The sequence below is a fragment of the Ancylobacter sonchi genome, from assembly GCF_018390695.1.
In the GTDB taxonomy this organism is placed as follows: Bacteria; Pseudomonadota; Alphaproteobacteria; order Rhizobiales; family Xanthobacteraceae; genus Ancylobacter; species Ancylobacter sonchi.
Map to the genome: position 1 here is coordinate 120,215 of NZ_JAHBGF010000020.1, position 23,140 is coordinate 143,354.

A 23,140-nucleotide genomic window follows, 5' to 3' on the forward strand; every position below is an offset into this window, starting at 1 on the left:
TGCGCCCATTTGGACATGTCTGCCAGCAGGGGGCCACCCGATTTCGACGTGATGTCCATCAGAGGTCGGACCGCGCCACGCCGCGCTTGGCCTGGGCCAGCGCGCGGTCGAGCCCGAGCGCGAGCTCCTCCCGCTGCTGGGTGTGCAGGAAGCCGCCCACCACCACCGGCGTGCCGCGCGAGGTGAGGCTGAGGCGCTGCAGGCCGTAATCCTCGTGGAATTCCTTGTCGAGCCGGGTCCACAGCGGGTTGAGCCGCGCCTCGTCGGCGGCGCCGCGCGGGTCGATCTTGCGCACCTCGATCAGGCTCGGCGTCACCGTGATCTCCTCGCGGGCACGCGCCGAGCGGAAGCTCATGCGGAAGGCGATGTAGATGGCGAGCACGTCGAGGCCGAACACGCCGAACACCGGCCAGGCGCCCATCAAGAGGAAGGCGGTGCCGCAGACCAAGCTGACCCCGGCGACCAGCAGCATCACCAGCCGGAAGCCGCGTTCGTCGAGCGAGCGGTGCGGCGCGAGGCGGACCCGATAGAGGGTCGGCTCCTCGCCCGCCGCGTCGCCTCCGGCGAGGGCGGTCCGATCGTCGGCAAGGCTAGTGGCGGCAAAGCTCTTGGCAGCGCTCATGGCCCCGCATTATAGCTCGCAAATGGCTCGCGACGACAAGAAATCCCCGCCCGACACCTCCCCGCGCACACCCGCCCCGAAGCCCGCTGCCAAGCGGGCCGCGGCGACGGCCGAGCCCGACCGGAAGGCCAAACCGGCTGCCAACAAAGCGGTTGCCGGCAAAAAGGTCGCCCGCGAGGCGATCCCGGCGGCGCCCGAGGCGGTCAAGCGTCGCCGGGCGGTGGCCAATGCCGCCGCCGCGCTGGCCGGGCGCGACATCGCGCCGTGGACGCCGGCCGAGGTGGCGGAAGCCTTCGCCCGCTTCGAGGCCGCCGACCCCGAGCCCAAGGGCGAACTGGATTACGTCGATCCGTTCACCTTGCTGGTGGCGGTGGTGCTCTCGGCGCAGGCCACCGATGTCGGGGTGAACAAGGCGACCCGCACCCTGTTCGCCGCCGCGCCGACCCCCGAGGCGATGGTGGCGCTTGGCGAGGAGGGCGTCGCCGGCCATATCCGCACCCTCGGCCTCTATCGCGGCAAGGCGCGGAACGTGGTCGAGCTGTCGCGCCGGCTGGTCGCGGAGTTCGGCGGCGCGGTCCCCGCCGACCGGGCTATCCTCGAGACGCTGCCGGGCGTCGGCCGCAAGACCGCCAATGTCGTGCTCAACATCGCCTTCGGCCTGCCGACCATCGCGGTGGACACGCATCTGTTCCGCGTCGCCAACCGCACCGGGCTCTCCGCCGGCAAGAACCCGCTGGAAGTCGAGCTCGGCCTTGAGCGGATGATCCCCGACCGCTTCAAGCTGCACGCCCATCACTGGCTGATCCTGCACGGGCGCTATGTGTGCAAGGCGCGCGCGCCGGAATGCTGGCGCTGCCTGGTCGCCGACCTCTGCCGCTGGCCCGCTAAGACGGCAGCGCCCGCCGCGTGAGCCGCTTGTGCAGCCGCACCATGAAGATGGTGGCGAACACCGGGGTGACGAGGTTGAGGATCGGCACCGACACCAGCACGGCGATGATCAGCCCGGCGAGGAAGATCGACAGCCTATGCCGGCGGCGCAGCTCGCCCGCCTCCTCCTCGCTGCGGAAGCGCATGGCAGCGAGCTGGAAATATTCCCGGCCGAGCAAATAGCCATTGGCGATGTAGAACACCACGAGGTTGACGCCGGGCACCAGCAGCAGCGCCAGCGCGATCACGTTCACCACCAGCATGACGCCGAAGAACTTCAGCGTCATCGCCAGCGAGCGCACGAAGGGCAGCGCCCGCCCGGGCGGATCGGCGGGGAAATCCTCCACCTCCGCCCGCTCGGCCACCTCGTCGAGGAACAGGCCGGCGACCAGCGAGGTCACTGGCGGCACCAGGAAGATCGCGCCGATGAAGATGCCGACGGCGGCGAGTATGTCGAGCGTCAGCTGTGCCCAGCCCCAGTCCAGCATGACGAAATAGGTCAGCGCCCAATGCGCGCCGATGCCGAGCGCCGCCAGAAGGCCGAGGGCGATGAGCACGGAGCGGATGAGTACCCGGCGATAGGCGGGGGAGAAGGTGCGCCCGAAGGCGGCGACGGCGTCCTGGAGCATGGCGTCTCGCGTGGTGAGGTCGCCTGTAGCTAGTCATGCGGGCGTGTCGTTCAAAGGGGTGGCGCTGTTTCCGCTGCGTCGGCCGCGAGATTTTTTGCTTGCGGAATCACCGGTCCTGAGTCGGTCCTCGATTCGTTCCCTCGAACAAACCATGATTCCCGTCCCGCCTGCCGATGCGGCCCGGCGCGCGGCGCCGCGTGCGGAAACCCCTTCCGGGAGCTCTTTCCGGGGCGCTTCCGCCCGGTGGAATCGCCTGATCGGAAGGGCTCCGGATTCAACGAGCTGGAGCCTGTTCTCGCCGCGAAAGCCTTTCAGCTTTCGCGGAACATGCTCTAGCGTGGCGGCCGATGCCGGAGTTTCTTGCCGCATGATCCGATCCCCCCATCCCTCGCGCCGCGCGTTCCTCGCCGGCTTGGCCGGTCTGCCCGCCGCTGCGCCCGCGGCGCCAGCGCTGGCCCAGACCACCGGCACCGGCGTCGACGTCGCCATTGTCGGGGCCGGTGCGGCGGGCATCGCGGCGGCGCGCAAGCTGGCCGCCTCCGGGCGCTCCTATGTGCTGCTGGAGGCCGCCGCGCGGGTCGGCGGGCGGGCGCGCAGCGACACGACGCTCGGGCCGGCGGTCGATCTCGGGGCGGCATCCTTCGCGCGGATGGATGGCGGCCTTGCCGACGCCGCCACGGAAGCCGGCCTGCCGCTGGTCGCGGTTCCCGCCTCGGCGCGGCTGTTCGTCGACGGCCGCGAGGCGGCGGAGAGCGGCTATGACGCCTTCGCCCTCGCGCTCGGCCGGGCGCGCCGCGACATGCTGGCCGCCGCCGATGGCGGCAAGGACGGGCCGGCCGCGGCCTTCTTCGCCACGCGCGGCCCGTGGACCGCGACGGTGGAGGCGCTGCTCGGCCCGCTCGGCTGCGGCCAGCCGCTTTCCGCCGTGTCGACGCTCGATCTCTCGCGCCGGCAGGCGCCGCCGGACGACGTCACCTGCACGCTCGGGGTCGGCACCATGCTGGAGCGGCTGGCGGCGTGGACGAATCTGCGCACCAATGCGGTGGTGACGCAGATCACCAATGCCGGCCGCGTCTATGCGCTCGCCTTGCGCGGCGACCGCAACGTGATCCGCGCCCGCACCGTCATCCTCGCCGTGCCGGCGGCGGTGCTGGCCTCCGATGCCATCCGCTTCAACCCGGCCTTTCCGGCCCGCATCGCGCTCGCCTTGCGCGGCTGCCCGTCCGGCGCCATCGAGCAGGTGGCCTTCGAGCTGCCGGGCAATCCGCTGCACCTCGCCGATAACGAGACGGTGCTGGCGCAGGTGGGGGAGGGCACGCCGGCGCTGCTGCGCGGCCGCCTCGGCGGCAGCGACGTGCATGTGCTGCGCGTCGGCGGCGTGCCGGCGCGGGCGTTGTCGGGCAAGGGGGAGGCGGCGGCGCGCGAGGCGGCGCAGGCCTATATGCGCGCGGCGTTCGGCATTGGCGAGATCGGCAAGCTGGTGGCGTCGAACTGGACCGCCGACCCGCTCATTCGCGGTGCGATGGCGGTGGCGGCGCCCGGGCAGGGCGCGCAACGCAGCCAGTTCTCTTCGCCGCTCGGCCGCATCGTCTTCGCCGGCGAGTACGCCAATGTCAGCGGCTGGGGCACGCTCACCGGCGCGTGGAATTCCGGCGAGATCGCCGCCGAGCGCGCCATCCGCCTCACGGGCGGGCCGTCGTGAGCGCGGTCTGACGGCTGAGGTTCGGCGGCAGAGAGCTTGGTCCGCTCCCTCTCCCCGCATGGAACTCGGCTAGGGCTGAGTTCTGCGCCTCACAAAGTCAGCGCCGGATACATCCGATGCCCGACGGAGAGGGCTGGGGTGAGGGGGCTTCTTCGGGTCCGCAATCGCGCAACCCCTCACCGAGCCGCTGCGCGGGCCACCTCTCCATCGAAGCCGGATATTCCCGGTTTCGATCGTGCCGGAACTGCACTCGGCAACAGCCGAGTGCAGGCGGGGAGAGGATGACAAGGCCATCCGACCTCAGCCCCGCAGGCTGGCGCCGGTCTTCTTGGTCACGTCGGCGACGATCTTGCCCGCCACCGCCTCGATCTCGGCGTCGGTAAGCGTCTTCTCGCGCGGCTGCAGCGTGACGGAGAGCGCCACCGACTTCTTGTCGGCGTCGATGCCGGCGCCCTCATAGACGTCGAACACGTTCACCGCGACGATCAGCTTGCGGTCGACGCCGGCCACCGCCTTGACGATGTCGCCGGCCGCCACGGAACGCGCCACCACGAAGGCGAAGTCGCGCTCCACCGGCTGGAAGGCCGAGAGGTCGAGCAGCGGCTTCACCCGCGTCGCCTTGGCCTTCGGCTCGGGGATCTTGTCGAGCACGATCTCGAAGCCGACCAGCGGCCCCTCGACGTCGAGCGCCTCCAAGAGCGCCGGGTGCAGCTCGCCGAAATGCCCGATCACATTGGCGCCGAGCCGGAAGCTGCCGGAGCGGCCGGGGTGGAACCAGGACGGCGCATCGGTCGAAATCTGCAGATTGGCGACCGGGGCGCCGCAGGCGGCGAGCACGGCGAGCGCATCGGCCTTGGCGTCGAAGGCGTCGACCGGCGCGGCTTTCGCCGACCAGTGGCGGCCGGCGCCGGCGGGCTTGGCGAAGGCGCGGCGGATGCCGGTGGCGCAGATGAACTGGTCCTGCGGCCGGTCGCCCTTGAACACCTGCCCGACCTCGAACAGCGCGACGTCGCCCAGGCCACGGTCGGCATTGGCCTGGCCCGAGCGGATCAGGCCCGGCAACAGGCTGGGGCGCATGTCGGAGAGGTCGGAGGCGATCGGGTTGGCGAGCGCCAGCGCCTCGCTGCCGCCGCCGAACAGCTCGGCCGAGGCCTTGGGCACGAAGGACCAGGTGACCGCCTCGACGAGGCCGCGCGTGGCCAGCGTGCGCTTGGCCTTGCGGGTGCGGATCTGCAACGTGGTCAGCACCGGCTTGCGGGCGGTCTCGTCGCGCGGGAACGGCGTGGCCGGCACGCGGTCGAGGCCGATGATGCGCACCACCTCCTCGACGAGGTCGGCCTTGCCCTCGATGTCGCCGCGCCAGGACGGCGGCACGACGTCGACGGTGCCGCTGGTGCCCGAGACCTTGAAGCCGAGCTTGTGCAGCACGCCGATCTGCTCGGCATCGTCGGCGACGAGGCCGGCGAGCTTCTCGGTCAGCGACAGCGGGAAGGCGATCGTCCGCGTGGTGTCGGGGATCGCGCCGGCCAGCACCACCTCGGAGGGCTCGCCGCCGCAGAAGTCGAGGATCAGCTTGGTCGCCAGCTCCAGCCCGGGCACGGTGAAGGCCGGGTCGATGCCGCGCTCGAAGCGGAAGCGGGCGTCGGAGTTCAGCCCCAGCTTGCGGCCGGTCTGGGCGATGTTGATCGGCTCCCACAGCGCCGATTCCACCAGCACGTCGGTGGTCGCCTCGTCGCAGCCGCTCTCCTCGCCGCCCATCACGCCGGCGAGCGATTCCACGGCCTTATCGTCGGCGATCACGCACATGGAAGCGTCGAGCGTGTAGGTCTTGCCGTCGAGCGCCAGCAGCGTCTCACCGGCCGTGGCGCGGCGCACCACCAGGTCGCCATGCACCTTCCTGGCGTCGAACACGTGCAGCGGCCGGTTCTGGTCGAAGGTGATGAGGTTGGTGACGTCGACCAGCGCGTTGATCGGGCGCAGGCCGATGGCGCGCAGCTTGGCCTGCACCCAGTCGGGAGACGGGCCGTTCTTCACCCCGCGAATGAGGCGCAGCGCGAAAGCGGGGCAGGGCGCGTCGTCAGCGATCGTCACCTTCACCGGGCAGGGGAAGGCGCCCGGCACCGGCACGATCGCGTCCTCGATGAGCGTGCCGATCCCGGCGGCGGCGAGGTCGCGGGCGAGGCCGTGAATGCCGAGCCCGTCGGCGCGGTTCGGCGTCACGGCGATCTCGACCACCGGGTCGTCGAGGCCGATCCAGTCGACGTAAGTTGCGCCCACGGGGGCGTCCGCCGGCAGGTCGATGATGCCGTCATGGTCCTCGGAGAGCTGCAGCTCGGCGGCCGAGCACAGCATGCCGCGGCTCTCGACGCCGCGGATCGAACCGATGCCGAGCGTGATGTCCTTGCCGGGGATGTAGGTGCCGGGCGGCGAGAACACGCTCTTCATGCCGGTGCGGGCATTGGGCGCGCCGCACACCACCTGCACGGGCTCGCCGGTGCCGGTATCGACCATGCAGACCCGCAGCTTGTCGGCGTTGGGATGCTTCTCGGCCGAGATCACATAGGCGATGGTGAAGCCCTTGAGCTTGCCCGCCTTGTCCTCGACGCCCTCGACCTCGAAGCCGATGCGATTGAGGGCGCCGGTGACGTCGTCCAGCGTGTAGCTGCCGGAAAGGTGCTCGCGCAGCCAGGAGAGGGTGAATTTCATTTTATCTGTTCCTCTCCGGGCTCAGTTCGACAGGCCGCCGGCCAGCGTCGGGAAGTCGAGCGGGCGGAAGCCGTAATGCTGGAGCCAGCGCACATCCGCCTCGAAGAAGGCGCGCAGGTCCGGCATGCCGTATTTCAGCATGGCGATGCGGTCGATCCCCATGCCCCAGGCGAAGCCCTGATACTCGTCCGGGTCGAGGCCGCAATTGCGGATGACGTTCGGGTGCACCATGCCGCAGCCGAGGATCTCCAGCCAGTCATTGCCCTCGCCGAAGCGGATCTCGCCGGGGCGCGAGCGGTCGCACTGGATGTCGACCTCCATCGACGGCTCGGTGAACGGGAAGAAGGACGGGCGGAACCGCATCGTCACGTTTTCCACCTCGAAGAACGCCTTGCAGAATTCCTGCAGGATCCACTTCAGGTGGCCGAGATGCGAGCCCTTGTCGATGACGAGGCCTTCCACCTGGTGGAACATCGGCGTGTGGGTCTGGTCACTGTCCGAGCGATAGGTGCGGCCGGGGCAGATGACGCGGATCGGCGGCTTGTTCGCCAGCATGGTGCGCACCTGCACCGGCGAGGTGTGGGTGCGCAGCACCAGGCGCGAGCCGTCTTCCTTGGTCGGCAGGTAGAAGGTGTCGTGCATCTCGCGCGCCGGATGCCCCTCGGGGAAGTTCAGCGCGGTGAAATTGTGGAAGTCGTCCTCGATGTCCGGCCCCTCGGCCACCGCGAAGCCCATATCGGCGAAGATGGCGGTGAGCTCGTCGATCACCTGGCTGATCGGGTGGACGCGGCCTAGCTCGGCCGGCGCCTCGCGCACCGGCAGGGTGACGTCGAGACGCTCGGTCTCCAGCCGCTTCTCCAGCGCGGCGGCCTTCAGCGCGGTGCGGCGCTCGGCGAGCGCGGCGTTGAGGCGGTCGCGCAGGCCGTTAATGGCGGGGCCGGCGGTCTTGCGCTCCTCCGGGCTCATGCCGCCGAGGCTCTTGAGCAGTTCGGACACCGAGCCCTTCTTGCCGAGCGCGGCAACGCGCAGGGCTTCGAGGGCGGCCTCGTCGGCGGCGGCGGCGACGCCGGCATTCAGCTCGGCTTCGAGCGCGGCGAGATCGGGCAAGGTGGCGACGGACATGAAGTTTCCTCGGCGGTTCCTCGGAGGGAGCGGACGCGGCGCTTATAGCGAGGCGGAAGGCGGGCGCAAAGCGGCGGGCGGGGGAAGGCGGGGCCGCCGGCTATGCGGGCAGGCGCAGGAACGCGAAGAGCCCCGGCGCGGACGCGCGGGGCTCTTCTCATTTTCGGTCCCGGCAGATGCGGGGAGGTCAGGCGGCCAGATCAGGCGGCCTTGGGCTCCAGAGCGGCCTTGGCCTGCTCCACCAGCGCCTTGAACGCCTCGGGCTCATGGATGGCGATATCCGAGAGCACCTTGCGGTCGACCTCGATCCCGGCCTTGCCGAGACCGTCGATAAATCGGCCATAGGTGAAGCCGAGCTCGCGGGTCGCAGCGTTGATGCGCTGGATCCACAGGGCGCGGAAATTGCGCTTCTTCACCTTGCGGTCGCGATAGGCGTACTGCTGCGCCTTCTCGACGGCCTGCTTGGCGACTCGGATGGTATTCTTGCGGCGGCCGAAATAACCCTTCGCAGCCTTCAGCACCTTCTTGTGCTTGGCGTGGGAGGTTACGCCGCGCTTGACACGGGCCATGGGAAATTCTCCTGGTACGGGCTAAGGGCTGGCGTCAGCCGTTGGGCAGAAAATACTTGCGGACGACCACCGCATCCGGCTCCGCCATGACGGAGGTGCCGCGCTGGTTCCGGATCTGCTTGTTGGTGCGCTTGATCATGCCATGGCGCTTGTTCGCCTGGGCCATGATCACCTTGCCGGTGCCGGAGAGCTTGAAGCGCTTCTTCGCTCCGGACTTGGTCTTCATCTTGGGCATTTGGCTCGGTCTCCGCGGCCAGTTGCTCGCCTTGCGGCGTGCGCGGCCATATTGTTGGTGTTGAGCAGAAGAACCGCCGCGGCAGCCCTGATTGGCCGGGCGGTTCGATAAGGCCGCACCCCATACAGGAGCAGGCCGGTCATTTCAAGAGCCGTCAGGCGGCAAACCGGCACGGGCGTGGGAATTCGCCCGTGCCATCGCATGCGGAACGGCTGGCCAGATGGCTGGCCATGTCTCTGTCAGCCGTGCTCGGTCAGCACTGGCCCTTCTGCATCTGCACGCGCGGGCAGCCATCGTCGCTGCGCTGCGGGCCGGGGCGCTCGCCCATCTGCTGCGGCGGTCCCGGCGGGCGTCCCTGTTGCGGCGGGGGGCCGGAAGGCTGGGCCTGCTGCGGCGGGCGTCCCTGCTGCGGCGGAGGTCCGCCATTGCCGCCATTGCCGCGCGGCGGTTGTCCGCCACCGTTCCAGCCGCCCTGCGGCGGTTGTCCGCCGCCATTCCAACCACCCTGCGGCGGCTGCCCGCCGCCGTTCCAGTTGCCGCGCGGGGGCTGCCCGCCACCGTTCCAGCCGCCTCCCTGGGGCGGACCGCCATTCCAGCCGCCACCGCCGCCGCCATAGCCGCCACCGCCATAGCCGCCCCGCGGCGGAGGCGGGCCGTTGTTCCAGCCGCCACCGCCGCCACCCCAGCCGCCACCTCCCGGAGGCGGGCCGCCATACCAGCCACCACCCGGGGGCGGCGGAGGACGCCGGCCGGGGGGCGAGCCCCAGCGGTAGCGATCGCCATACCAGGGGCGGTCGCGGTAGTAGCGGCCCCAGTAATTGTCGACGCTGAAGCCGATGATCGGCACGCCGATCATCGGGGCATAGCTGGGAAATTCCACGCGTCGGCCGCGATAATCATATTCGAGATAGGCGGCGGCGACCCAGCCGCGATAGCCGCGCCAGTCGACATCGCACCAGCTATAGGTGTCGAGGCAGCCGAAAATGGAGAGCGGCGTCCCGGCGCCGAGCACCACGACCGCCGGATAGTCGGTGCCCGGCCCGGCGCGCAGGTTCACATTGGTGGTGACGAAGCCGCCCGTTTGCGCGGAGGCCACGCCGGTGAGGGCGATGAGGCCACCCAACGCGGCCAGAAGACGTTTCATGCGTATTCTCCAGAACGTTGCAACATGTCCGCAACGCCGACCCAGGGTAAAATGGATTACCTTCGTGAGGCGGAATCGTGATGACACGGTGTCGGCGCGGCGTCGACTGCGGATTCCCACCGTAGCGTCACGTTGATCGCCGGCCGCGAAGCGGACAGGATGCGGCCTCCGCTGTTCCTCGTCCGTCCTGCGGCGGTCGTCGGACGTCTTTTCCGCTGCCTCTCACCGGATCGTCTTCATGTCGTTCGGCAATCTGCTCGAAGCCTTCCTGCTCGGCCTTCTCGAAGGCTTCACCGAATTCCTCCCCGTCTCCTCCACCGGCCACATCCTGCTCGCCGGTCATTTCCTCGGCTTCGAGAGCCAGGGCAAGGTCTTCGAGGTGCTGATCCAGCTCGGCGCCATCCTCGCCATCGTGGTCGCCTACTTCCAGCGTTTCTGGCAGGTGCTGGTTACGCTGCCGTCGAGCCCGCGCTCGCGCAATTTCGTGCTCGGCATCCTCGTCGCCTTCCTGCCGGCGGCGGTGATTGGCGCCTTCGCGCATGGCTTCATCAAGCAGGTGCTGTTCGAATCGCCGGCGTTGATCTGCGTGATGCTGATTCTCGGCGGCATCGTGCTGTTGTGGGTGGACACGCTGAAGATCCGCCCGCGCTACACCGATCCCATGGCGCTGCCACCGCTGCTGACGCTGAAGGTCGGCTTCATCCAGTGCCTCGCCATGATCCCGGGGGTGTCGCGCTCCGGCTCGACCATCGTCGGCGGGCTGCTGCTCGGGGTGAGCAAGCCGGCGGCGGCGGAGTTCTCCTTCTTCCTCGCCTTGCCGACCATGGCGGGCGCCTTCGCCTACGACCTCTACAAGAACCGCGACGCCCTCTCGATGGATGACGGCATCCTCATCGTCGTCGGCTTCCTCGCCGCCTTTATCGCGGCGCTGGCGGTGGTGCGCACGCTGATCGGCTTTGTTTCCCGGCACGGCTTCACGCCGTTCGGCTGGTGGCGCATCGCGGTGGGCGGCGTCGGGCTGATCGCGCTGGCGCTGGTGGGCTGAGCCGCGCCTACAAAGGCCGCTCGAACGAAAAAGGCCGCCGGGGATCGCTCTCCGGCGGCCTTTTGATTGGATGGGAGCCGGCTCAGGCGACGAGGCGGGTGAACTGGCCGGCCTTGCGGTAGCGCCAGAGATAGCCCGGCAGCACGGCGCCGAGCGCGGTCGGATGGATGCCGAGGCCCTCGAGGGTGCGGCCCTCGGCGATCGCCTGGGCGGAGACGACATTGTCATGCGCCAGCAGCTTCACCTGGTCGCGGGTGAGCAGCGGGTTGGGCAGCAGCTCCAGCAGCCGCGCCTGCAGCGAGGCGATGGCGAAGGGCAGCGGCACCAGCAGGCGCTTGCGGTCGATCTCCTTCAGCATGATCTCCATGAGCTGCTTGAAGGTGAGGATCTCCGGCCCGCCGAGTTCATAGACCGTGCCGGGCTTGGCGATCTCGTCCACCGCCTTGGCCACCGCGCTGGCGACGTCGCCGACGAAGACCGGCTGGAAGCGGGTGGTGCCGCCGCCGATCAGCGGCAGCGCCGGGGCGAGGCGCGACATGGCGGCGAATCGGTTGAAGAAATTGTCTTCCGGGCCGAACACGATGGAGGGGCGGAAGATCACCGCCTCCGGCACCGCCTCGCGGGCGGCGCTCTCGCCGGCTGCCTTGGTGCGGGCATAGGAGGAGGCGGAGTTCGGATCGGCGCCGATTGCCGACACGTGGATCAGCCGCGCTCCGACCTCGCGGGCGGCCAGCGCCACCTGCTTGGCGCCGAAATTATGCACCGCCTCGAAGCTCTGCCGGCCGCCCTCATGCAGCACGCCGACGAGGTTGATCACCACCTCCGCGCCCTCGGCGGCGCGCAGCACCGAGGCCGGGTAGCGCAGATTGGCCTGTACCGGGTTGATCTGCCCGACGGCGCCGAGCGGCTGGAGATGGCCGGCGAGGTCCGGGCGGCGCACCGCGACGCGCACCCGCCAGCCCATGCGGGCGAGGGAGCGCACCACATGGCGGCCGATGAAGCCCGAGCCGCCATAGACGGTGACGAGGCGCTCCATGGGGGCGGAACGCGCCTCCAGTTCCGCTTCGTCGGGAAGCGGCATCTCGTCGGAGGTGGCGGCGTCGACCATGGTGCTCTCCCGGCCCGGATAATCCTGTATGCCAGACGATTAGCGCGCCGCTGCGCCAGCGTCCAGCGCCGAGCGGCCGACGCGGCGGCCTGTCGGCCTCATCGGTACCGCTCGTCCTCATCATACACCTCATCGGCCTGCCGCGGCGACGCGGCGAAGATCCGGCGAGGGGAGGGGCGGATGAAAAATTCCCCACAGGAGAAGCGAGAATGATGCGATTGCCTCGTTGACAAGCAGGAGGTCCCCCGACTATGTCTCGCCGCCGTGCCGCAAGGCATGTGCCCAGGTGGCGGAATTGGTAGACGCGCTGGTTTCAGGTACCAGTGGGTAACACCGTGGAGGTTCGAGTCCTCTCCTGGGCACCATATCCCATTGATTTTATTGGGATTTTTGTCGCTTTTAGCCATCCAATATGCAATTTGCCATAACGGCCCTTGGTGACGCCCCGCCGCACTGACGCGCGACGGGGCGTGGTGGCAGGGGCTACGCCGCTGCCGTGGTTGAAGGCCGCGCCCCAACGGGCGGCCGATCGAACATGACCACGAAGAGCTCGATATCCTTCAGCAGGGTGAGCCCCAGGGCCGATGCGGGGTGATACCGCAGGATCCGGCGGGCCTCCTTGAACAGCCACGGCTCTACGCGCCGTCGTTCGTCGCGTACCGAGACATAGCCGTTCTTGGCTTTGATCGCTTCGACGCCGTCGAAGTCTATTTCGCCATTCACTCGGTGCGCCGTCAGTATAGCCTCCCAGTACAGATCGCTCATCTGCTCACAAAGGGCACGATAGGCCTTCCGCTTCCGCATGAAGCGTTTGCCCAGTACAACCATGAGGCTCTCGCTCGGCGCGGGGTAGAACGACTCGCCCTGCTGGTAGGTGAGCAGTTCTATCTGCAGGAAGCCGGCCGCCTCGTACCAGGGCTTCCGCAGGTCCGCCATGGTGAGGAACTTCGGGAGCGGATCGCCCATCTTCTCGCAGAACGCGACGAGCTCATCGTGGTCGGACTGCTGGGTGGGTGCGGGGACGTGCATGTTCATCGCAGCACCTCCACCACCATGGGCATGCCGTTCACGACGACGCGCTCTCTGCTGAGTCCCTCCCGCGAAGGAGCGCGCTTCGGGTGCATCGTCACCAGGGGCCAGTGCATGGCCTTGAATGACTGGCCGGTAATGTCCGCAAGCTGCTGCAGCGCGGCGTTGCTGGCGTCGCGACGCTCGACGCGGGTGTCGCTCATGATCTGGGAGTACCAGAACTCATCGCGCAGCAGGTGGGCGGCATCCGGGTCGGCCGCCATGTCATCTTCGGCGTCATGTGGCTCGTCATTAATGTCGCCGCCGCCATCGTCGTCCGGCTCGGCCGTGCCGGATGCATCTAGCGTGCACCAGGCAAGGGCATGGTACTGATTGCCGCTCAGCGTCCAGCCGAGTTCTTGCTCGGCGTCAGCGTCGCCCTCCAGGGCGTCCAGGGCCTCTATGGCGCGCTCGATGATCTGTGTTAGCTCGCGACGCAGCGTGGCGCGGTCGGCGGGCGGGGCTTGCCCGTAGTCTTCGTGGATAAGCATGGGGTGCGTCTCAGGTTTCGGCTTGTCACGGCCGTGCCGACGGACAGAGTCGGCATCCGGGGGGTGACAACCAGCCTGAGAGACTGGCCGAACGCTTTTAAGGGTTGCCCCTCTGGACAGCACGTCCGACCCCGGACAATATTGATCCGGTCGGATCCGAGCCGCCAAGCTCGTCCGTCGCCTGCCATCGCTGGCAAGCATATTTAACCGCCGCCCAACGCTGCCAGGCGTCAGGGCAATTCCTGCCAGGGAATATGCGGTCTATCTCAGGTCCGGGTTGTCACGCCCACGGACACCTTCACCCCGATTCCGAGAATCTGCAAGCTTCCCCTTGTGGGGGCGGCCGCGTGCCGGTGCTTACAGGCACACGGAGAGGGTCTAGTTCATATTTGGATCGCCCTCTGACTTGTTCGCCGCCATTCGCTCGTGAAACGCACGCGCGAGCCGCCGCTGATTGACAGAGCGGGTGTAGCGGTCGACCTCCTTAGCGTTCCTATGTCCCGTGAATGCCATGATCTCACGATCGGTAGCGCCAAGCTCCGCGAGATGCGCTGAAAAGTATTTGCGCAGACCGTGCGCGGAGCGGCCTTCCAAGCCGGCCTTCTTGCACCAGATCCGGAATTGATTGCCGAACGAGTTGGCGCTCGGAAATGGGCGCCCGTGATCATTCACTAGGAACGTCTTGCGTTCGTTCGGGACCCCGGCCAGCGCCGCTAACAGCTCAGCGCCAATCGGGAGAGTTAGCGTTACCGGCTTTCGCTGCCGATTTTTCCATTGGGTGAATGTGATGCTGTCGTCATGCACCATGTCGGCGCCCAGCCTGTGGATGTCGGAAATCCGCTGGCCCAACTCGAGAAACAACAGCAGGGCAAGGTGAGCCATGGTGCCGGGTGGGTGAGTTCTGCGGAAGCGGGAGACATCCCAGTCGGTCCAAGCCGGTATGCCATCGGGCCGCATAGGGGGCAGATATCGGACGTCTCGCGCCGGGTTTGATTGCAAACTTCCGTGCACTTGAGCGTCGATGCCATAGGCAAAGACTTGGCGCAGCGCTTTTAGGCGACCGTTCGCCGCGGAGGGCGTTGGATTTCCGTGAACATCGCATGCCTTCCGGTCCCGGAGAGCGCGCACCGCCTTGCCGGTGAATTTGGCAAGCGAAACGGACGAATATGTACCCCTCCGCTCATCGCTACCGGGGACACTCTCTGCCAGGATCGAATCTACAATCTGCCGCCGCACGCGCTGCGTGCGGTCGTCGAGCCGCTTGAACTCGGCCGAGCCGTAGTACTGCAGGACCAGCCAGCCAAAGGTGCCCACGGACTCGCATTTGCGGTCGACTGGCTCTAGCGTAGGGGTACGCTGAAGTAGCTGACGATAGTGCGCGTTGAACGCCTCTGAGTAGGGCGGATCAGTCATCCGCACCTTCGCGCGACCGCGGCGTCGGAAGTAGACATAGACCTTGCCGGTCTTCCTATCCACCTCCTCGCTGACGTATTTCGGCAGGGTGCTGCGCTTGGCCATGGGGAGCTCCATCAACCGCCGCAGCATCATCGGTCCTAACGCGCGCGCAGCCAAGCAAGTCCCACCAGAGGACCACCCCATGCCCTTAAAACCCGCAGTCACCTACACCCCTGAAGAAGTCGAGAAGACCCGGCTCGAGCAGCTGGCCGCTGCTGCTGAGGAGCGCGAGACCACGCCGGAGGAGCTCGCCGCAGATTTCGCGCCGGGCACGTTCGGCTGCCATGAAGCGCTGCAAATGGCGTCGGTGTTCAATGACTCAGTTGAGCGACACCTGGCCGACCATCCTTCGATCCTGACGAACCCCGAATGGTATGCCCTCGCGCATGAGGCGGGGTTAGCGCTGTGGAACCTCTATCAGGCCATCGGCGGGGAGCACCTGCGAGGAGATGGGGACGGGCAGGCGGAAGAGGCTGCACCCTGACGGAGGACCGAGTGGTGCACGACGAGGATGAGGTAGGTAGAGGCTTTTTTAGAACCCCCGCCGGGAAGCACATAGCCTACGCTAAGCGGCACCTTGAGGGCGCCCTCACACTGACGGAGGCAATGCACGACAAGGGGCGAATACTGCACCTGCCCGCCCTACATCTTGCCGGCCACGGGTTGGAGCTTATGCTCAAGGCGGCCATTTTGTTCAATGGCGGCACTGTCAATACCGGCCGCGGTGGTCACGACATCGAACAGATGTGGAGACGGCAGGAGGCCGAGCCGGTTAGAATTCATGTCCGAATCAACGCCAACATCGCCCACTCAATCGAGTTGGAGGCTGACCGCTATTGCGGCGTCGAAGGCATCGAAGACGCGGCGCTGTTAGCCGAAGAGTACGTCCTTGCGCTCGGCAGGCTTCATGCGCTGGCCAAGAAATATCCGCTTCGATACCCAATGGACGAAGCCGTGGAGGCGCCCAGAGCTCCACTGCTCGTTCAGGCGCTCTGGCGAACATCAGATGATTTCGTCAAGCGCTGGGATGATTTTCGGGCGTAGATGGCGCCCGTCAGCACCTATCGCCGCGGAGCGTTCGCAACTGCAGCGGACCTTTAAAACTCCAACCCGGTCTTCTCCTGAAGTTGCTTTTTTCCGACCGCCTTCGCGATCTCCCAGATGAAATCCAGCGTAGCAACTCCGCCCTTTCCAGCCGCAGCCCTTGTGCGCTGCCAAATCTCCTGGTCGCGAACTGCAGACAAAAACTCGTGCCCGTTCCATGTAAGTTTGCGGAATATCAAATCCCCACTTGCGCCGAAGCTGGCCTCTATAAGGCCGCCATCAATCAGCATTTCAGCGTGAGCTACAATTTCATCAGGGGTTCTTCCATCGATGCTGAGATCTTCGTCTCCATAAGAAAATACAAATGTCGTAAGTGGTTTTGACGTGCCCTCGAGTCGGAAAAGTAATTCCCTGATCAGATCCATATCGCGCTTCATAAAGCCTCCGAGTTCCGTGGTTGCCAAAAGCTATCACCAATCACCTTACTCTTTGTCGTGCCGACTATCAGACTCAATAGTGACAATGGCAATGTGCCATGTCATCTTTGCTGCCGTCGAGACTGGGAGTGCAAAGTGATTGCTCTTGATAAGTCAGAGGTGAATGTTCGTGGCGACCAACTCGGTGACATTTGGTGGCGCGGGAAGCAATGGGCCGTTACGAGCGACGGCATAGAGGCGCTTGATGGCACCTATGTTGCCGAGAAGCATAGACTTCTTGAGGAAATCGAAGAGTGGCCCTGGCCTCGTCAATTGAGTGAAAAAACCTGGTGTGACAGCGATGAATTCGCCACAGCGTTTATGGTTGGTCTCGTTCTTCACGGATATTCGCGGGTAGATAGCGCGAAGCTTCGCAGGCATTTTGATAAGATGGCGCGAGCCAGTGAAGAGTAGATGTATTTGTGTAATTTACAGATAATATCTCCACGCCCATCGCTCTCGAATGTCTAAGTCATCGGATGAGCAGGAAATGACAAAAATTAATCCCGAAACATTTATGCGTGCGGTTGTAGATAAAGAAAACAAAGCGAAATGGATGCACGAGCGGGTGGTTCGGTCAATCGTTGAATTCGAGAACAAACTCGATGTTGATCAGGAGGTCGGAGCAAGGCTCGTAAATTTCTCAAACGACGAAACCATAGCTATAGATGATGTCGGCTTTTGGGGGCCGGACATCATAAAATTCTACGGAAAGAACGCCCAAGGAAATCCCGTGGAGCTTATTCAACATATTTCGCAACTGAGTGTTCTGTTGGTGGCGATAAAGGTGAAGAATGAATCTCCGAAGAGAATCGGGTTTACTTTAAGTCGCTACCTCGCAGATGGTGTCCCCGACTAACCCGCCCCTCAGGGCCTCAACCTCGCCTCGACGTCGACGGTGTATCCGGCCTTGGAAATCGTGTGCGTGGCCGTCTCGATGATGAACTGCAGCCCGTCTAGCTCAGGCCGGACGCCGGCATAGACGAACGGGCAACCCGCCCTGACGGTGGGATCACCGAATAGCGTCACCGACGTGCGGATGGTGTTGCTCTTTAGGTCTCTAGCCTTGGACTTTGCGGCCTTCTTGGCCTCGGCCTCGTCGGCATAGGGCTCGGGAAGCGTCAGGCTCGCGGAGCCCTCATCGTCGCTGTCTTCCTCGACTTCGACGAGCTCAGCTTTGGCGCGATCCTGGTGGCGAGCCTTCACGCTCTTGAATCGCTCACGCAGCGCGAACGTCGTGCGGCAGGAGCCCTCCACAATGTTGTACGGCGACGCCGTAATGGTGGGCATGGACTTGCCACTGGCCGTCGTGCCGCCGCCCTTCTTGGCAAACACCAGGCGGCCGGCCTTCACCGACACCAGGGCGTCGTGGCGCTCGGCGAGGCGAGCAACGACGTCTATGTCACCTTCATCCAATTGCCCGAACCACTCATAGGTGTGGGCGCCAACCTCGGCGTCGATCGCGGGCGTCAGGCCGTTGTCGTTGGCGATCTGGGTGACGATGTCCTTGACCGTCTTGTTGTCCCAGTGCCGGGCTTTGCGCTCTTTCAACTTGTCCCGGAAGTTCGCGCCCTTGCCGTTGACGGTCATGCCGTACGGGAGGCACTGAACCTCCGGGTCATCGGCGGTGTAGTCGCCGAAGAACACCACGCCGGTTTCGAGATAGCCGAGCGAAGCCGAGATGGTGTCGCCCTTCCGGGGGATGCGCGCGAACGGGCTGCCGTCGTTCAGCTGGCACGAGATGGAGTCGGACGTCAGGCCATCCTTGTCGGTAATGGTCACCGACACGAGTCGGTCATTGAACGTCGACGCCACCGGCTTGCCGTTGACGCTGATTTCGGCTGTGGGGGTTTTCATGGCCGTTGCTCCTGCACGGCCCGAAGGGCGAGCCAGTAGCCGATGACGATTCCGAGGGCGGTGAAGGTGGCGGCGATCATGCGGCAGCTCCTGGACGTTGTTCGTTGAACAGCTCTCGAGCCGCCCGCTGGACGGCTGCGCGGACCTGCTCGTCGACAATGGTGACGGCACCAGCGCCGACACGATCCGGCATCAGGACGGCGTGGCCGGCCCCCGTCGCGATAGCGAGACGCATCCGTCTGACGCGGATGGCCTCGCCGATCTCGAGGTCGAACTCGGCAATGGTTTTGGTGTTGCCCTGGCGAGCATAGGCGGGGCGAAGGTTGCTGACGCGGATGGTCAGGTCGCTCATTCTAATATGTCCTCACAAACGCGCCGCCGCGCTGGCGGGCGAGCTTGGCGTCGAGCTCGTGCATCACGGCGCGAGCGATGTCTTGCGGCGATTGACCAGGCGCAGTTGTGATGTGAATCCCGCCCACTTCGATCGTGGTGGCTCCGGCCATCCCGGCCGTCTCACCGGCGTCATGGACGTAGCCGCTGCGCCGCGGCGTGAACAATTCTGGCCCGAGCTCGCCGGTCAAATAAGTCCGCCCGGCCGACACCGGGCCGCCTGCAGCACGAGCGCCGTCGACGGTGGGCGCGCCCACGCCTGGCATGCCATTCCAGCCGGGGTCCGGCTTGTAGCCGCCAGCCGGCGGCGAGAAGCCGTTGTTGGGGCCGCCGCCTGAGGAGAAGACGTTGCCGATCGCCTTCGCCGCAGACCCGGCCAGTTCCATCAGCCTGGACAGCCAGCCGCCGACCTTCGACAGTCCTTCGATCAACGTCGCGACACCGCCGCCAGCGAGTGCGCCCAATCTCTCGCCCCATGCGCGCCATTTGGCGCCGCTCTCATCGATCGGCCCCAGCAGCCCGGTGATCTTTTTCCAAATGGTCGAAACCGCCGTGGCGAACTTCTCCACCAGAGGTTTCGCGGGTCCGAGAGCGTTCATGAACGACTTGCCAAAAGAGGAGAACATCTCCCCGACGCCGTCCCAGTTCTTGTAAATGAACACGCCCGCCGCGACGATGCCCGCAATGATCGCGCCGACGCCTGAGGAGACGAACGCGAACCGCAGAGCGATGCCCACTCCGCGGATGGCCACCCGGAACAGCCGCAGAGGATTGAGCAGGCCGAGCAGCGAGGCGCCCATGGTCGACAAGGCCGTACCGATGCCGCCGATCTTGGCCGCTGCCGCAAAGCCGATCATGGCAGTTCGAGCGCCACGGAGAGCTGCGCCGAAGGGAAGGAAGGCCAGGCTGGCAATCCGGGCGGCACCCGCGACGACGCGAAGGCCACCGGCGGCGGCCATGAGGAGGTTTCCCTTGAGCCACAGGCCGGCATAGCGGGCCGCCGTCATTGCGATGTTCAGGCCGATGAAGCCCGCCGACGCCGCGGCGATGCGGGTCGTCATCTGATGGTTCGCTGCCACCCATGTCTTAATTGACCGGATGTACGGCTTCAGCGCCTCGGTGCCAGCCACCACCGCCGGTTCGAACGCCTGGCCGATCTCCACCGACAGGTCGACGACTTCATTCCGCAGCATCTGCAGAGCGAATTTCGACCGCTGCGAGGCGATCTCAAACTCGCGCTGGGCCGATCCGGCGTACTTCGACTCGTCGGCTATATAGCTGAGGACTTCCTCGAGCAGCTTGCCGTTGGTGATGAGCGGGGTAAGCGCTCGAGCCTCGGCACCAAACAGCTGCCTGATCAGGGCGGCTCGCTTTTCCGGTTTCACCTTGTTGATGCGAGCGAAGACGTCGCGCATCGTGCCGACGGCATCTTTCTGCATCCCCTTAGCTACCTTGCGGTAGTCGAGGCCTAGCTGCTTATAGGCGCCAAGCTGTGACTTGGTCGCCGATTCGCCGGCCGTAAGCGCGGCGCCCATGTTGTTAAAGCTAGTAGCCGCAACGTCCGCCTGGAAGCCGGCGGACTCCATTCCGGCGCCGAGCGCGGCCGCCTGTTCCGTCGTGAAGCCGAACTGTTGGGCCATCGGGGCCGCGCGCAGAGTGAAGTCCAGGATGCGGCTGGCGCTGGCAGCGGTGTTGTTGCCGAGATAATTGATCGCGTCAGCGAGTTTGATGGTCCCGTCGAGCGTCCGGCCGGTGGACGTCTTGAGCTCGGCGAGCGCCTGACCCGCTTCCTGGCCTGACAGGTCCCATGCGACGCCGACCTTACTGGCCATTTCCGTGAATTTAGTGAGGTCGGCCGTGGCGATGCCGCCTTGGCCGCCCGCCGCCGCCAGCTTGGCCAGATCGTTCGCCGCCATCGGGATCCGAAGCGACATGTCGCGGATGACGGCGCCGAGCTCCTGGAGTCCGGTGGGCGTCGGGAAGTCGACCACCTTCTTGATGTCGGAGAGCGCGTCGTTCCAGGCGATGGCCGCCTCGGTCGGAGCCTTGATCGCCTCGTACAGCACCCATCCCGCCGCGGCGGCGTCGATCATCTGCCCACGGGCGACAGACAGCTTCTGGTTGTTGGCAGCAATGGCGGATTGCATCCGGCCGACAGCAGCGTTGACGCCTTTAATCGGCCCGCTGATCTTGTCGATCAGCGAGACAATGAGTTTACTTTCGAGAGTTGCCATCACCGGCACCATTTATGGCGCGGCACAGCTTCTCAGCAGCCGCGAGATATCGCTGAAATTTATCGATCGGCCAGCTCTCGACGACATCGACGGACGTCGAGAGCTGATAAGAAACGAAGGCGACCGCCTCGGTTACTCCGCCGCCAGTTCGGACAAAAAACCTTGAGTCGCCGCGCTGATCTTCTTGAAGTCGCGCATAGGGATCTTCTGGAATACGGGCAGAGTGCTGCCGGCCATCAGGGCAAGCACCGCAAGGGTTTTATTGAACTCGCCGTTCACCAGATCGGACGCGGCGTAGTCGCCGGTCACCGGCTCGCGGAAGGTGAAGCGGCTGTACGTCTTGCCCTCGTGCTCGAGCGGCTTCGACAATTCGACGGTGACGAGCTCAGACATAGGTCAGCTCCTTCAGTTTCGCCGCGACGGCGCGGCAGATGCGGGTGGCGGGCATGGCGTCGATACGGGCGGCGAAGCGCCGGGCGGGTTCAAGCGCGAGGCGCGCTCGGTCGATCGCGGCCTGCGCCGCGGTGGGGATGGGCATGGTGAGCTCCTAGGTGAAGTGAATGCCGGCCACGACAGCCTTGACGCTATTGACCTTCAGGGGGCAGCGAGGCGCTCTGCCTTTCTCGGACGGGCCGGCTGGCCCTCAATGGAGGTGCCCCCGAATTACTCGCCGGGGTTCTTCGCGAGCCCGCGGTGATCGATAGCTTTCGCACCCACGTCGAGGCGGGCGCGGAATTCTATGCCGTCGATGGAGAAGCCGACGCGGGTTTCAAGCTGCACCCGGCGCTCGCCGAGCAAATATGCAACTTCGACGGTGTCGATCGCCCCCGGCGCCGCGGCCATGAAGAACTGGCCGGCATTCCCGGCGATCGGTGCTCCCACGGCGGGATTGGAAATGCCCAGGTCCAGCCTCGGCTCGGCAATGATCTCAAGCTGCCGCAGCGAAGCGGGTAGCGCGTCGGCAGCAGTAGCGGGCCGGAAGTCGGTTTTCAGCAGCTGTTCGGCGCGGGTCTGAAGCTCGGCCGGCACGATCAGGTACTTCGGCCTCAAATTCAGCGGTTGCCCGGCGGGTGCGGTCTGCTTTCGAATCCGCGCATGCAGCACCTTGAGGGCGAGTTCGTCGAGATTGGCGCCCGGAGCGAGGTTGGCGTGAGCCCCAGAAAATAGCGCATGCCCGTCCGCCATTGCTGGGTTGCCCAGGATCTGAGCCCAAATCAGATCGCTTTCCAGCTGCGCGGCCTGCTGCGCGAACATCTGTCCGAGCCGGCCGAAGGCGTTGAGGTCGTCGTTGACGATCGCCTGCCGGCTGATGGCGACGATCTTGCCATAACTCGCGACGCGGTAGCGCTCTGCGGCCCCATCGTTCAGGCGGGCACGCTCGTATTCGCCGTGCTCCCCAATGCGGTCCAGCGGCGGCGCATCGCTGACCGCCACTCGGGCGAGCTCGCGAAAATCCGGCGCCGAGACGATGTTGACCAGCGGACGCCACGTCGCCGGAGCGGCTTCATATGCCCGCCGCAGAGTCCGGTTCACGACGTTGCTGAGGATCGTCGGGAAGTCAGTAGTGCCGTTGTAGCCACGCTGCGTCGCCAGGCCCGCGATCTCGTGGGGGCTCTTGCCTCGGGTGTCGGCGCCGTTGGCCTGCAAGAAGTCCCTGGCGATGCTGACCAGAGACATGCCGCGATACTCGCGCCCGCCATCTGTGAGTGGATTAGCCGGGTCGATGCGATGCAGGAGGGCATTCTCGACGAACTCGGCTCGACGCTCGCCAGCCTCGCGGAGGACACGCACCTCGATCGCCTCGCCGTTGAGCGACCGGACGTGCGCGCCGGGATCGGCGGGCACCGTCACCACTGAAATCTCCCAAGGCTCCCAACGAGTGAAACGCCGCACCGGCCAACCGTCGGCGCCGGATGCGTCCATTTGGAACTCAGTCTTGCCGTATCCAACCGACACGCCTCGAATGATGCCGTCCCGGATTTTCTGCACCCGATCGGCGTCCCCCGGCGCGCTCGACAGCAGAATGCGCGCCACCCCCTTGCGCCCCTCGAGCCTCGCCGAGCCGGGCACGACCGAGCCGATGACAGCGTCGACGCCGCCGAACATGTCATGGTTGTCGAGCAGGCTCGCGCCGGCGTTGAGGCGGGCCAGGTCGACATGCCCCTGCTGGCAGGAGAGTATCTCCCAGTAGGGCGTGCCGTCCGGCAGGACACGTGCGACAGGCGCTTCGGTGGCGAAGACGACCTCGATTGTGTTCGACCCCGCATCGTAGGAGGCGGCGCGGAACTCCCCGCCTGAATTTGCTCGATTATCCAT

25 protein-coding genes and 1 tRNA gene are annotated in these 23,140 nt (G+C 66.0%); 8 read left to right on the forward strand and 18 right to left on the reverse strand.

The genetic code is table 11. The features are described from left to right. Positions 1-58 precede the first annotated feature (58 nt). A complete protein-coding gene (locus KHC28_RS11210) occupies positions 59-622 on the reverse strand; it encodes a DUF2244 domain-containing protein (protein WP_214008441.1) in 564 nt (187 codons plus the stop codon). Between KHC28_RS11210 and nth the strand changes: the two genes are divergently transcribed. Continuing rightward, positions 621-1,532 carry an endonuclease III gene (gene nth, locus KHC28_RS11215; protein WP_214008442.1) on the forward strand — a complete coding sequence of 304 codons (912 nt, stop codon included), beginning with the start codon at positions 621-623 and terminating at the stop codon, positions 1,530-1,532. The two genes, KHC28_RS11210 and nth, sit on opposite strands and share 2 nt — an antisense overlap. Here nth and KHC28_RS11220 read toward each other — a convergent pair. Further along, on the reverse strand, positions 1,507-2,178 hold the full coding sequence (locus KHC28_RS11220) for a sulfate transporter family protein (protein ID WP_214008443.1): 672 nt from the start codon (positions 2,176-2,178) through the stop codon (positions 1,507-1,509). The two genes, nth and KHC28_RS11220, sit on opposite strands and share 26 nt — an antisense overlap. 367 nt (positions 2,179-2,545) lie before the next feature. On the opposite strand from KHC28_RS11220, the gene KHC28_RS11225 reads away from it, so the two are divergent. Then, entirely contained in the window at positions 2,546-3,880 is a 1,335-nt protein-coding gene (locus tag KHC28_RS11225; protein ID WP_214008444.1) for a flavin monoamine oxidase family protein, read from the forward strand. A gap of 300 nt (positions 3,881-4,180) precedes the next feature. Here KHC28_RS11225 and pheT read toward each other — a convergent pair whose 3' ends face one another. The 5 genes from pheT to KHC28_RS11250 form a co-directional block, all read right to left on the reverse strand. After that, positions 4,181-6,586: a phenylalanine--tRNA ligase subunit beta gene (gene pheT / locus KHC28_RS11230; RefSeq protein WP_214008445.1), complete on the reverse strand. Its 2,406-nt coding sequence runs from the start codon at positions 6,584-6,586 to the stop codon at positions 4,181-4,183. 21 nt (positions 6,587-6,607) lie between these two features. Further along, on the reverse strand, positions 6,608-7,708 hold the full coding sequence (pheS, locus tag KHC28_RS11235; protein ID WP_376772673.1) for a phenylalanine--tRNA ligase subunit alpha: 1,101 nt from the start codon (positions 7,706-7,708) through the stop codon (positions 6,608-6,610). 200 nt (positions 7,709-7,908) lie between these two features. After that, positions 7,909-8,277 (reverse strand): 50S ribosomal protein L20, encoded by a 369-nt coding sequence (gene rplT, locus KHC28_RS11240; protein ID WP_214008446.1) that lies wholly within the window; start codon positions 8,275-8,277, stop codon positions 7,909-7,911. 34 nt (positions 8,278-8,311) lie between these two features. Continuing rightward, positions 8,312-8,512, reverse strand: coding sequence for a 50S ribosomal protein L35 (gene rpmI, locus KHC28_RS11245; RefSeq protein ID WP_213353165.1), 201 nt, complete (start codon positions 8,510-8,512; stop codon positions 8,312-8,314). A gap of 253 nt (positions 8,513-8,765) precedes the next feature. After that, positions 8,766-9,656 (reverse strand): SH3 domain-containing protein, encoded by an 891-nt coding sequence (locus KHC28_RS11250; RefSeq protein WP_214008447.1) that lies wholly within the window; start codon positions 9,654-9,656, stop codon positions 8,766-8,768. A gap of 238 nt (positions 9,657-9,894) precedes the next feature. Between KHC28_RS11250 and KHC28_RS11255 the strand changes: the two genes are divergently transcribed. Beyond that, the gene (locus KHC28_RS11255) at positions 9,895-10,701 is read left to right on the forward strand and encodes an undecaprenyl-diphosphate phosphatase (RefSeq protein ID WP_214008448.1); all 807 of its coding nucleotides are present in this window, start codon (positions 9,895-9,897) and stop codon (positions 10,699-10,701) included. Between the two features lie 82 nt (positions 10,702-10,783). Here the strand turns inward: KHC28_RS11255 and KHC28_RS11260 are convergent, their stop codons facing one another. Continuing rightward, the gene (locus KHC28_RS11260) at positions 10,784-11,809 is read right to left on the reverse strand and encodes a complex I NDUFA9 subunit family protein (protein WP_214008449.1); all 1,026 of its coding nucleotides are present in this window, start codon (positions 11,807-11,809) and stop codon (positions 10,784-10,786) included. A 280-nt stretch (positions 11,810-12,089) separates the two neighbouring features. On the opposite strand from KHC28_RS11260, the gene KHC28_RS11265 reads away from it, so the two are divergent. Beyond that, positions 12,090-12,174, forward strand: a tRNA-Leu gene (locus KHC28_RS11265). A gap of 118 nt (positions 12,175-12,292) precedes the next feature. On the opposite strand, the gene KHC28_RS11270 is transcribed toward KHC28_RS11265, so the two are convergent. The 3 genes from KHC28_RS11270 to KHC28_RS11280 form a co-directional block, all read right to left on the reverse strand. Further along, positions 12,293-12,844: a hypothetical protein gene (locus KHC28_RS11270; protein ID WP_214008450.1), complete on the reverse strand. Its 552-nt coding sequence runs from the start codon at positions 12,842-12,844 to the stop codon at positions 12,293-12,295. Then, entirely contained in the window at positions 12,841-13,368 is a 528-nt protein-coding gene (locus KHC28_RS11275) for a hypothetical protein (protein WP_214008451.1), read from the reverse strand. The genes KHC28_RS11270 and KHC28_RS11275 overlap by 4 nt, the downstream gene beginning before the upstream one ends. 378 nt (positions 13,369-13,746) lie before the next feature. After that, on the reverse strand, positions 13,747-14,886 hold the full coding sequence (locus tag KHC28_RS11280) for a site-specific integrase (RefSeq protein WP_214008452.1): 1,140 nt from the start codon (positions 14,884-14,886) through the stop codon (positions 13,747-13,749). 79 nt (positions 14,887-14,965) lie between these two features. On the opposite strand from KHC28_RS11280, the gene KHC28_RS11285 reads away from it, so the two are divergent. Both KHC28_RS11285 and KHC28_RS11290 read left to right on the forward strand, forming a co-directional pair. Continuing rightward, positions 14,966-15,307 carry a hypothetical protein gene (locus KHC28_RS11285; protein ID WP_214008453.1) on the forward strand — a complete coding sequence of 114 codons (342 nt, stop codon included), beginning with the start codon at positions 14,966-14,968 and terminating at the stop codon, positions 15,305-15,307. Between the two features lie 122 nt (positions 15,308-15,429). Further along, complete coding sequence (locus KHC28_RS11290) at positions 15,430-15,867, forward strand: hypothetical protein (protein ID WP_214008454.1); 438 nt, start codon at positions 15,430-15,432, stop codon at positions 15,865-15,867. A gap of 53 nt (positions 15,868-15,920) precedes the next feature. Here KHC28_RS11290 and KHC28_RS11295 read toward each other — a convergent pair whose 3' ends face one another. After that, positions 15,921-16,304 (reverse strand): DUF2513 domain-containing protein, encoded by a 384-nt coding sequence (locus KHC28_RS11295; RefSeq protein ID WP_214008455.1) that lies wholly within the window; start codon positions 16,302-16,304, stop codon positions 15,921-15,923. A gap of 135 nt (positions 16,305-16,439) precedes the next feature. Between KHC28_RS11295 and KHC28_RS11300 the strand changes: the two genes are divergently transcribed. Then, complete coding sequence (locus tag KHC28_RS11300) at positions 16,440-16,757, forward strand: hypothetical protein (protein ID WP_214008456.1); 318 nt, start codon at positions 16,440-16,442, stop codon at positions 16,755-16,757. A 76-nt stretch (positions 16,758-16,833) separates the two neighbouring features. Then, positions 16,834-17,202 (forward strand): DUF6173 family protein, encoded by a 369-nt coding sequence (locus KHC28_RS11305; protein ID WP_214008457.1) that lies wholly within the window; start codon positions 16,834-16,836, stop codon positions 17,200-17,202. A gap of 8 nt (positions 17,203-17,210) precedes the next feature. Here KHC28_RS11305 and KHC28_RS11310 read toward each other — a convergent pair whose 3' ends face one another. From KHC28_RS11310 to KHC28_RS11335, 6 genes are all read right to left on the reverse strand, one after another. After that, positions 17,211-18,200, reverse strand: coding sequence for a phage late control D family protein (locus tag KHC28_RS11310; RefSeq protein ID WP_214008458.1), 990 nt, complete (start codon positions 18,198-18,200; stop codon positions 17,211-17,213). 76 nt (positions 18,201-18,276) lie between these two features. Next, positions 18,277-18,552 carry a hypothetical protein gene (locus KHC28_RS11315; RefSeq protein WP_214008459.1) on the reverse strand — a complete coding sequence of 92 codons (276 nt, stop codon included), beginning with the start codon at positions 18,550-18,552 and terminating at the stop codon, positions 18,277-18,279. Between the two features lies 1 nt (position 18,553). Continuing rightward, positions 18,554-20,824 carry a phage tail tape measure protein gene (locus KHC28_RS11320; protein ID WP_214008460.1) on the reverse strand — a complete coding sequence of 757 codons (2,271 nt, stop codon included), beginning with the start codon at positions 20,822-20,824 and terminating at the stop codon, positions 18,554-18,556. Positions 20,825-20,956: 132 nt separating this feature from the next. Further along, a complete protein-coding gene (locus KHC28_RS11325; protein WP_214008461.1) occupies positions 20,957-21,217 on the reverse strand; it encodes a phage tail assembly protein in 261 nt (86 codons plus the stop codon). Beyond that, positions 21,210-21,362, reverse strand: coding sequence for a hypothetical protein (locus KHC28_RS11330; RefSeq protein ID WP_214008462.1), 153 nt, complete (start codon positions 21,360-21,362; stop codon positions 21,210-21,212). Before KHC28_RS11330 ends, KHC28_RS11325 begins: the two co-directional genes overlap by 8 nt. A gap of 125 nt (positions 21,363-21,487) precedes the next feature. After that, positions 21,488-23,140, reverse strand: a complete 1,653-nt coding sequence (locus KHC28_RS11335) for a phage major capsid protein (RefSeq protein WP_246564696.1) — start codon at positions 23,138-23,140, stop codon at positions 21,488-21,490.

Bases quoted from the DNA above. Each gene is read 5' to 3' on its own strand.
- nth (WP_214008442.1), top strand. From the start codon at position 621: ATGGCCCCGCATTATAGCTCGCAAATGGCTCGCGACGACAAGAAATCC.
- KHC28_RS11210 (WP_214008441.1), bottom strand. From the start codon at position 622: ATGAGCGCTGCCAAGAGCTTTGCCGCCACTAGCCTTGCCGACGATCGG.
- KHC28_RS11220 (WP_214008443.1), bottom strand. From the start codon at position 2,178: ATGCTCCAGGACGCCGTCGCCGCCTTCGGGCGCACCTTCTCCCCCGCC.
- KHC28_RS11225 (WP_214008444.1), top strand. From the start codon at position 2,546: ATGATCCGATCCCCCCATCCCTCGCGCCGCGCGTTCCTCGCCGGCTTG.
- pheT (WP_214008445.1), bottom strand. From the start codon at position 6,586: ATGAAATTCACCCTCTCCTGGCTGCGCGAGCACCTTTCCGGCAGCTAC.
- pheS (WP_376772673.1), bottom strand. From the start codon at position 7,708: ATGTCCGTCGCCACCTTGCCCGATCTCGCCGCGCTCGAAGCCGAGCTG.
- rplT (WP_214008446.1), bottom strand. From the start codon at position 8,277: ATGGCCCGTGTCAAGCGCGGCGTAACCTCCCACGCCAAGCACAAGAAG.
- rpmI (WP_213353165.1), bottom strand. From the start codon at position 8,512: ATGCCCAAGATGAAGACCAAGTCCGGAGCGAAGAAGCGCTTCAAGCTC.
- KHC28_RS11250 (WP_214008447.1), bottom strand. From the start codon at position 9,656: ATGAAACGTCTTCTGGCCGCGTTGGGTGGCCTCATCGCCCTCACCGGC.
- KHC28_RS11255 (WP_214008448.1), top strand. From the start codon at position 9,895: ATGTCGTTCGGCAATCTGCTCGAAGCCTTCCTGCTCGGCCTTCTCGAA.
- KHC28_RS11260 (WP_214008449.1), bottom strand. From the start codon at position 11,809: ATGGTCGACGCCGCCACCTCCGACGAGATGCCGCTTCCCGACGAAGCG.
- KHC28_RS11270 (WP_214008450.1), bottom strand. From the start codon at position 12,844: ATGAACATGCACGTCCCCGCACCCACCCAGCAGTCCGACCACGATGAG.
- KHC28_RS11275 (WP_214008451.1), bottom strand. From the start codon at position 13,368: ATGCTTATCCACGAAGACTACGGGCAAGCCCCGCCCGCCGACCGCGCC.
- KHC28_RS11280 (WP_214008452.1), bottom strand. From the start codon at position 14,886: ATGGCCAAGCGCAGCACCCTGCCGAAATACGTCAGCGAGGAGGTGGAT.
- KHC28_RS11285 (WP_214008453.1), top strand. From the start codon at position 14,966: ATGCCCTTAAAACCCGCAGTCACCTACACCCCTGAAGAAGTCGAGAAG.
- KHC28_RS11290 (WP_214008454.1), top strand. From the start codon at position 15,430: ATGCACGACAAGGGGCGAATACTGCACCTGCCCGCCCTACATCTTGCC.
- KHC28_RS11295 (WP_214008455.1), bottom strand. From the start codon at position 16,304: ATGAAGCGCGATATGGATCTGATCAGGGAATTACTTTTCCGACTCGAG.
- KHC28_RS11305 (WP_214008457.1), top strand. From the start codon at position 16,834: ATGACAAAAATTAATCCCGAAACATTTATGCGTGCGGTTGTAGATAAA.
- KHC28_RS11310 (WP_214008458.1), bottom strand. From the start codon at position 18,200: ATGAAAACCCCCACAGCCGAAATCAGCGTCAACGGCAAGCCGGTGGCG.
- KHC28_RS11315 (WP_214008459.1), bottom strand. From the start codon at position 18,552: ATGAGCGACCTGACCATCCGCGTCAGCAACCTTCGCCCCGCCTATGCT.
- KHC28_RS11320 (WP_214008460.1), bottom strand. From the start codon at position 20,824: ATGGCAACTCTCGAAAGTAAACTCATTGTCTCGCTGATCGACAAGATC.
- KHC28_RS11325 (WP_214008461.1), bottom strand. From the start codon at position 21,217: ATGTCTGAGCTCGTCACCGTCGAATTGTCGAAGCCGCTCGAGCACGAG.
- KHC28_RS11330 (WP_214008462.1), bottom strand. From the start codon at position 21,362: ATGCCCATCCCCACCGCGGCGCAGGCCGCGATCGACCGAGCGCGCCTC.
- KHC28_RS11335 (WP_246564696.1), bottom strand. From the start codon at position 23,140: ATGGATAATCGAGCAAATTCAGGCGGGGAGTTCCGCGCCGCCTCCTAC.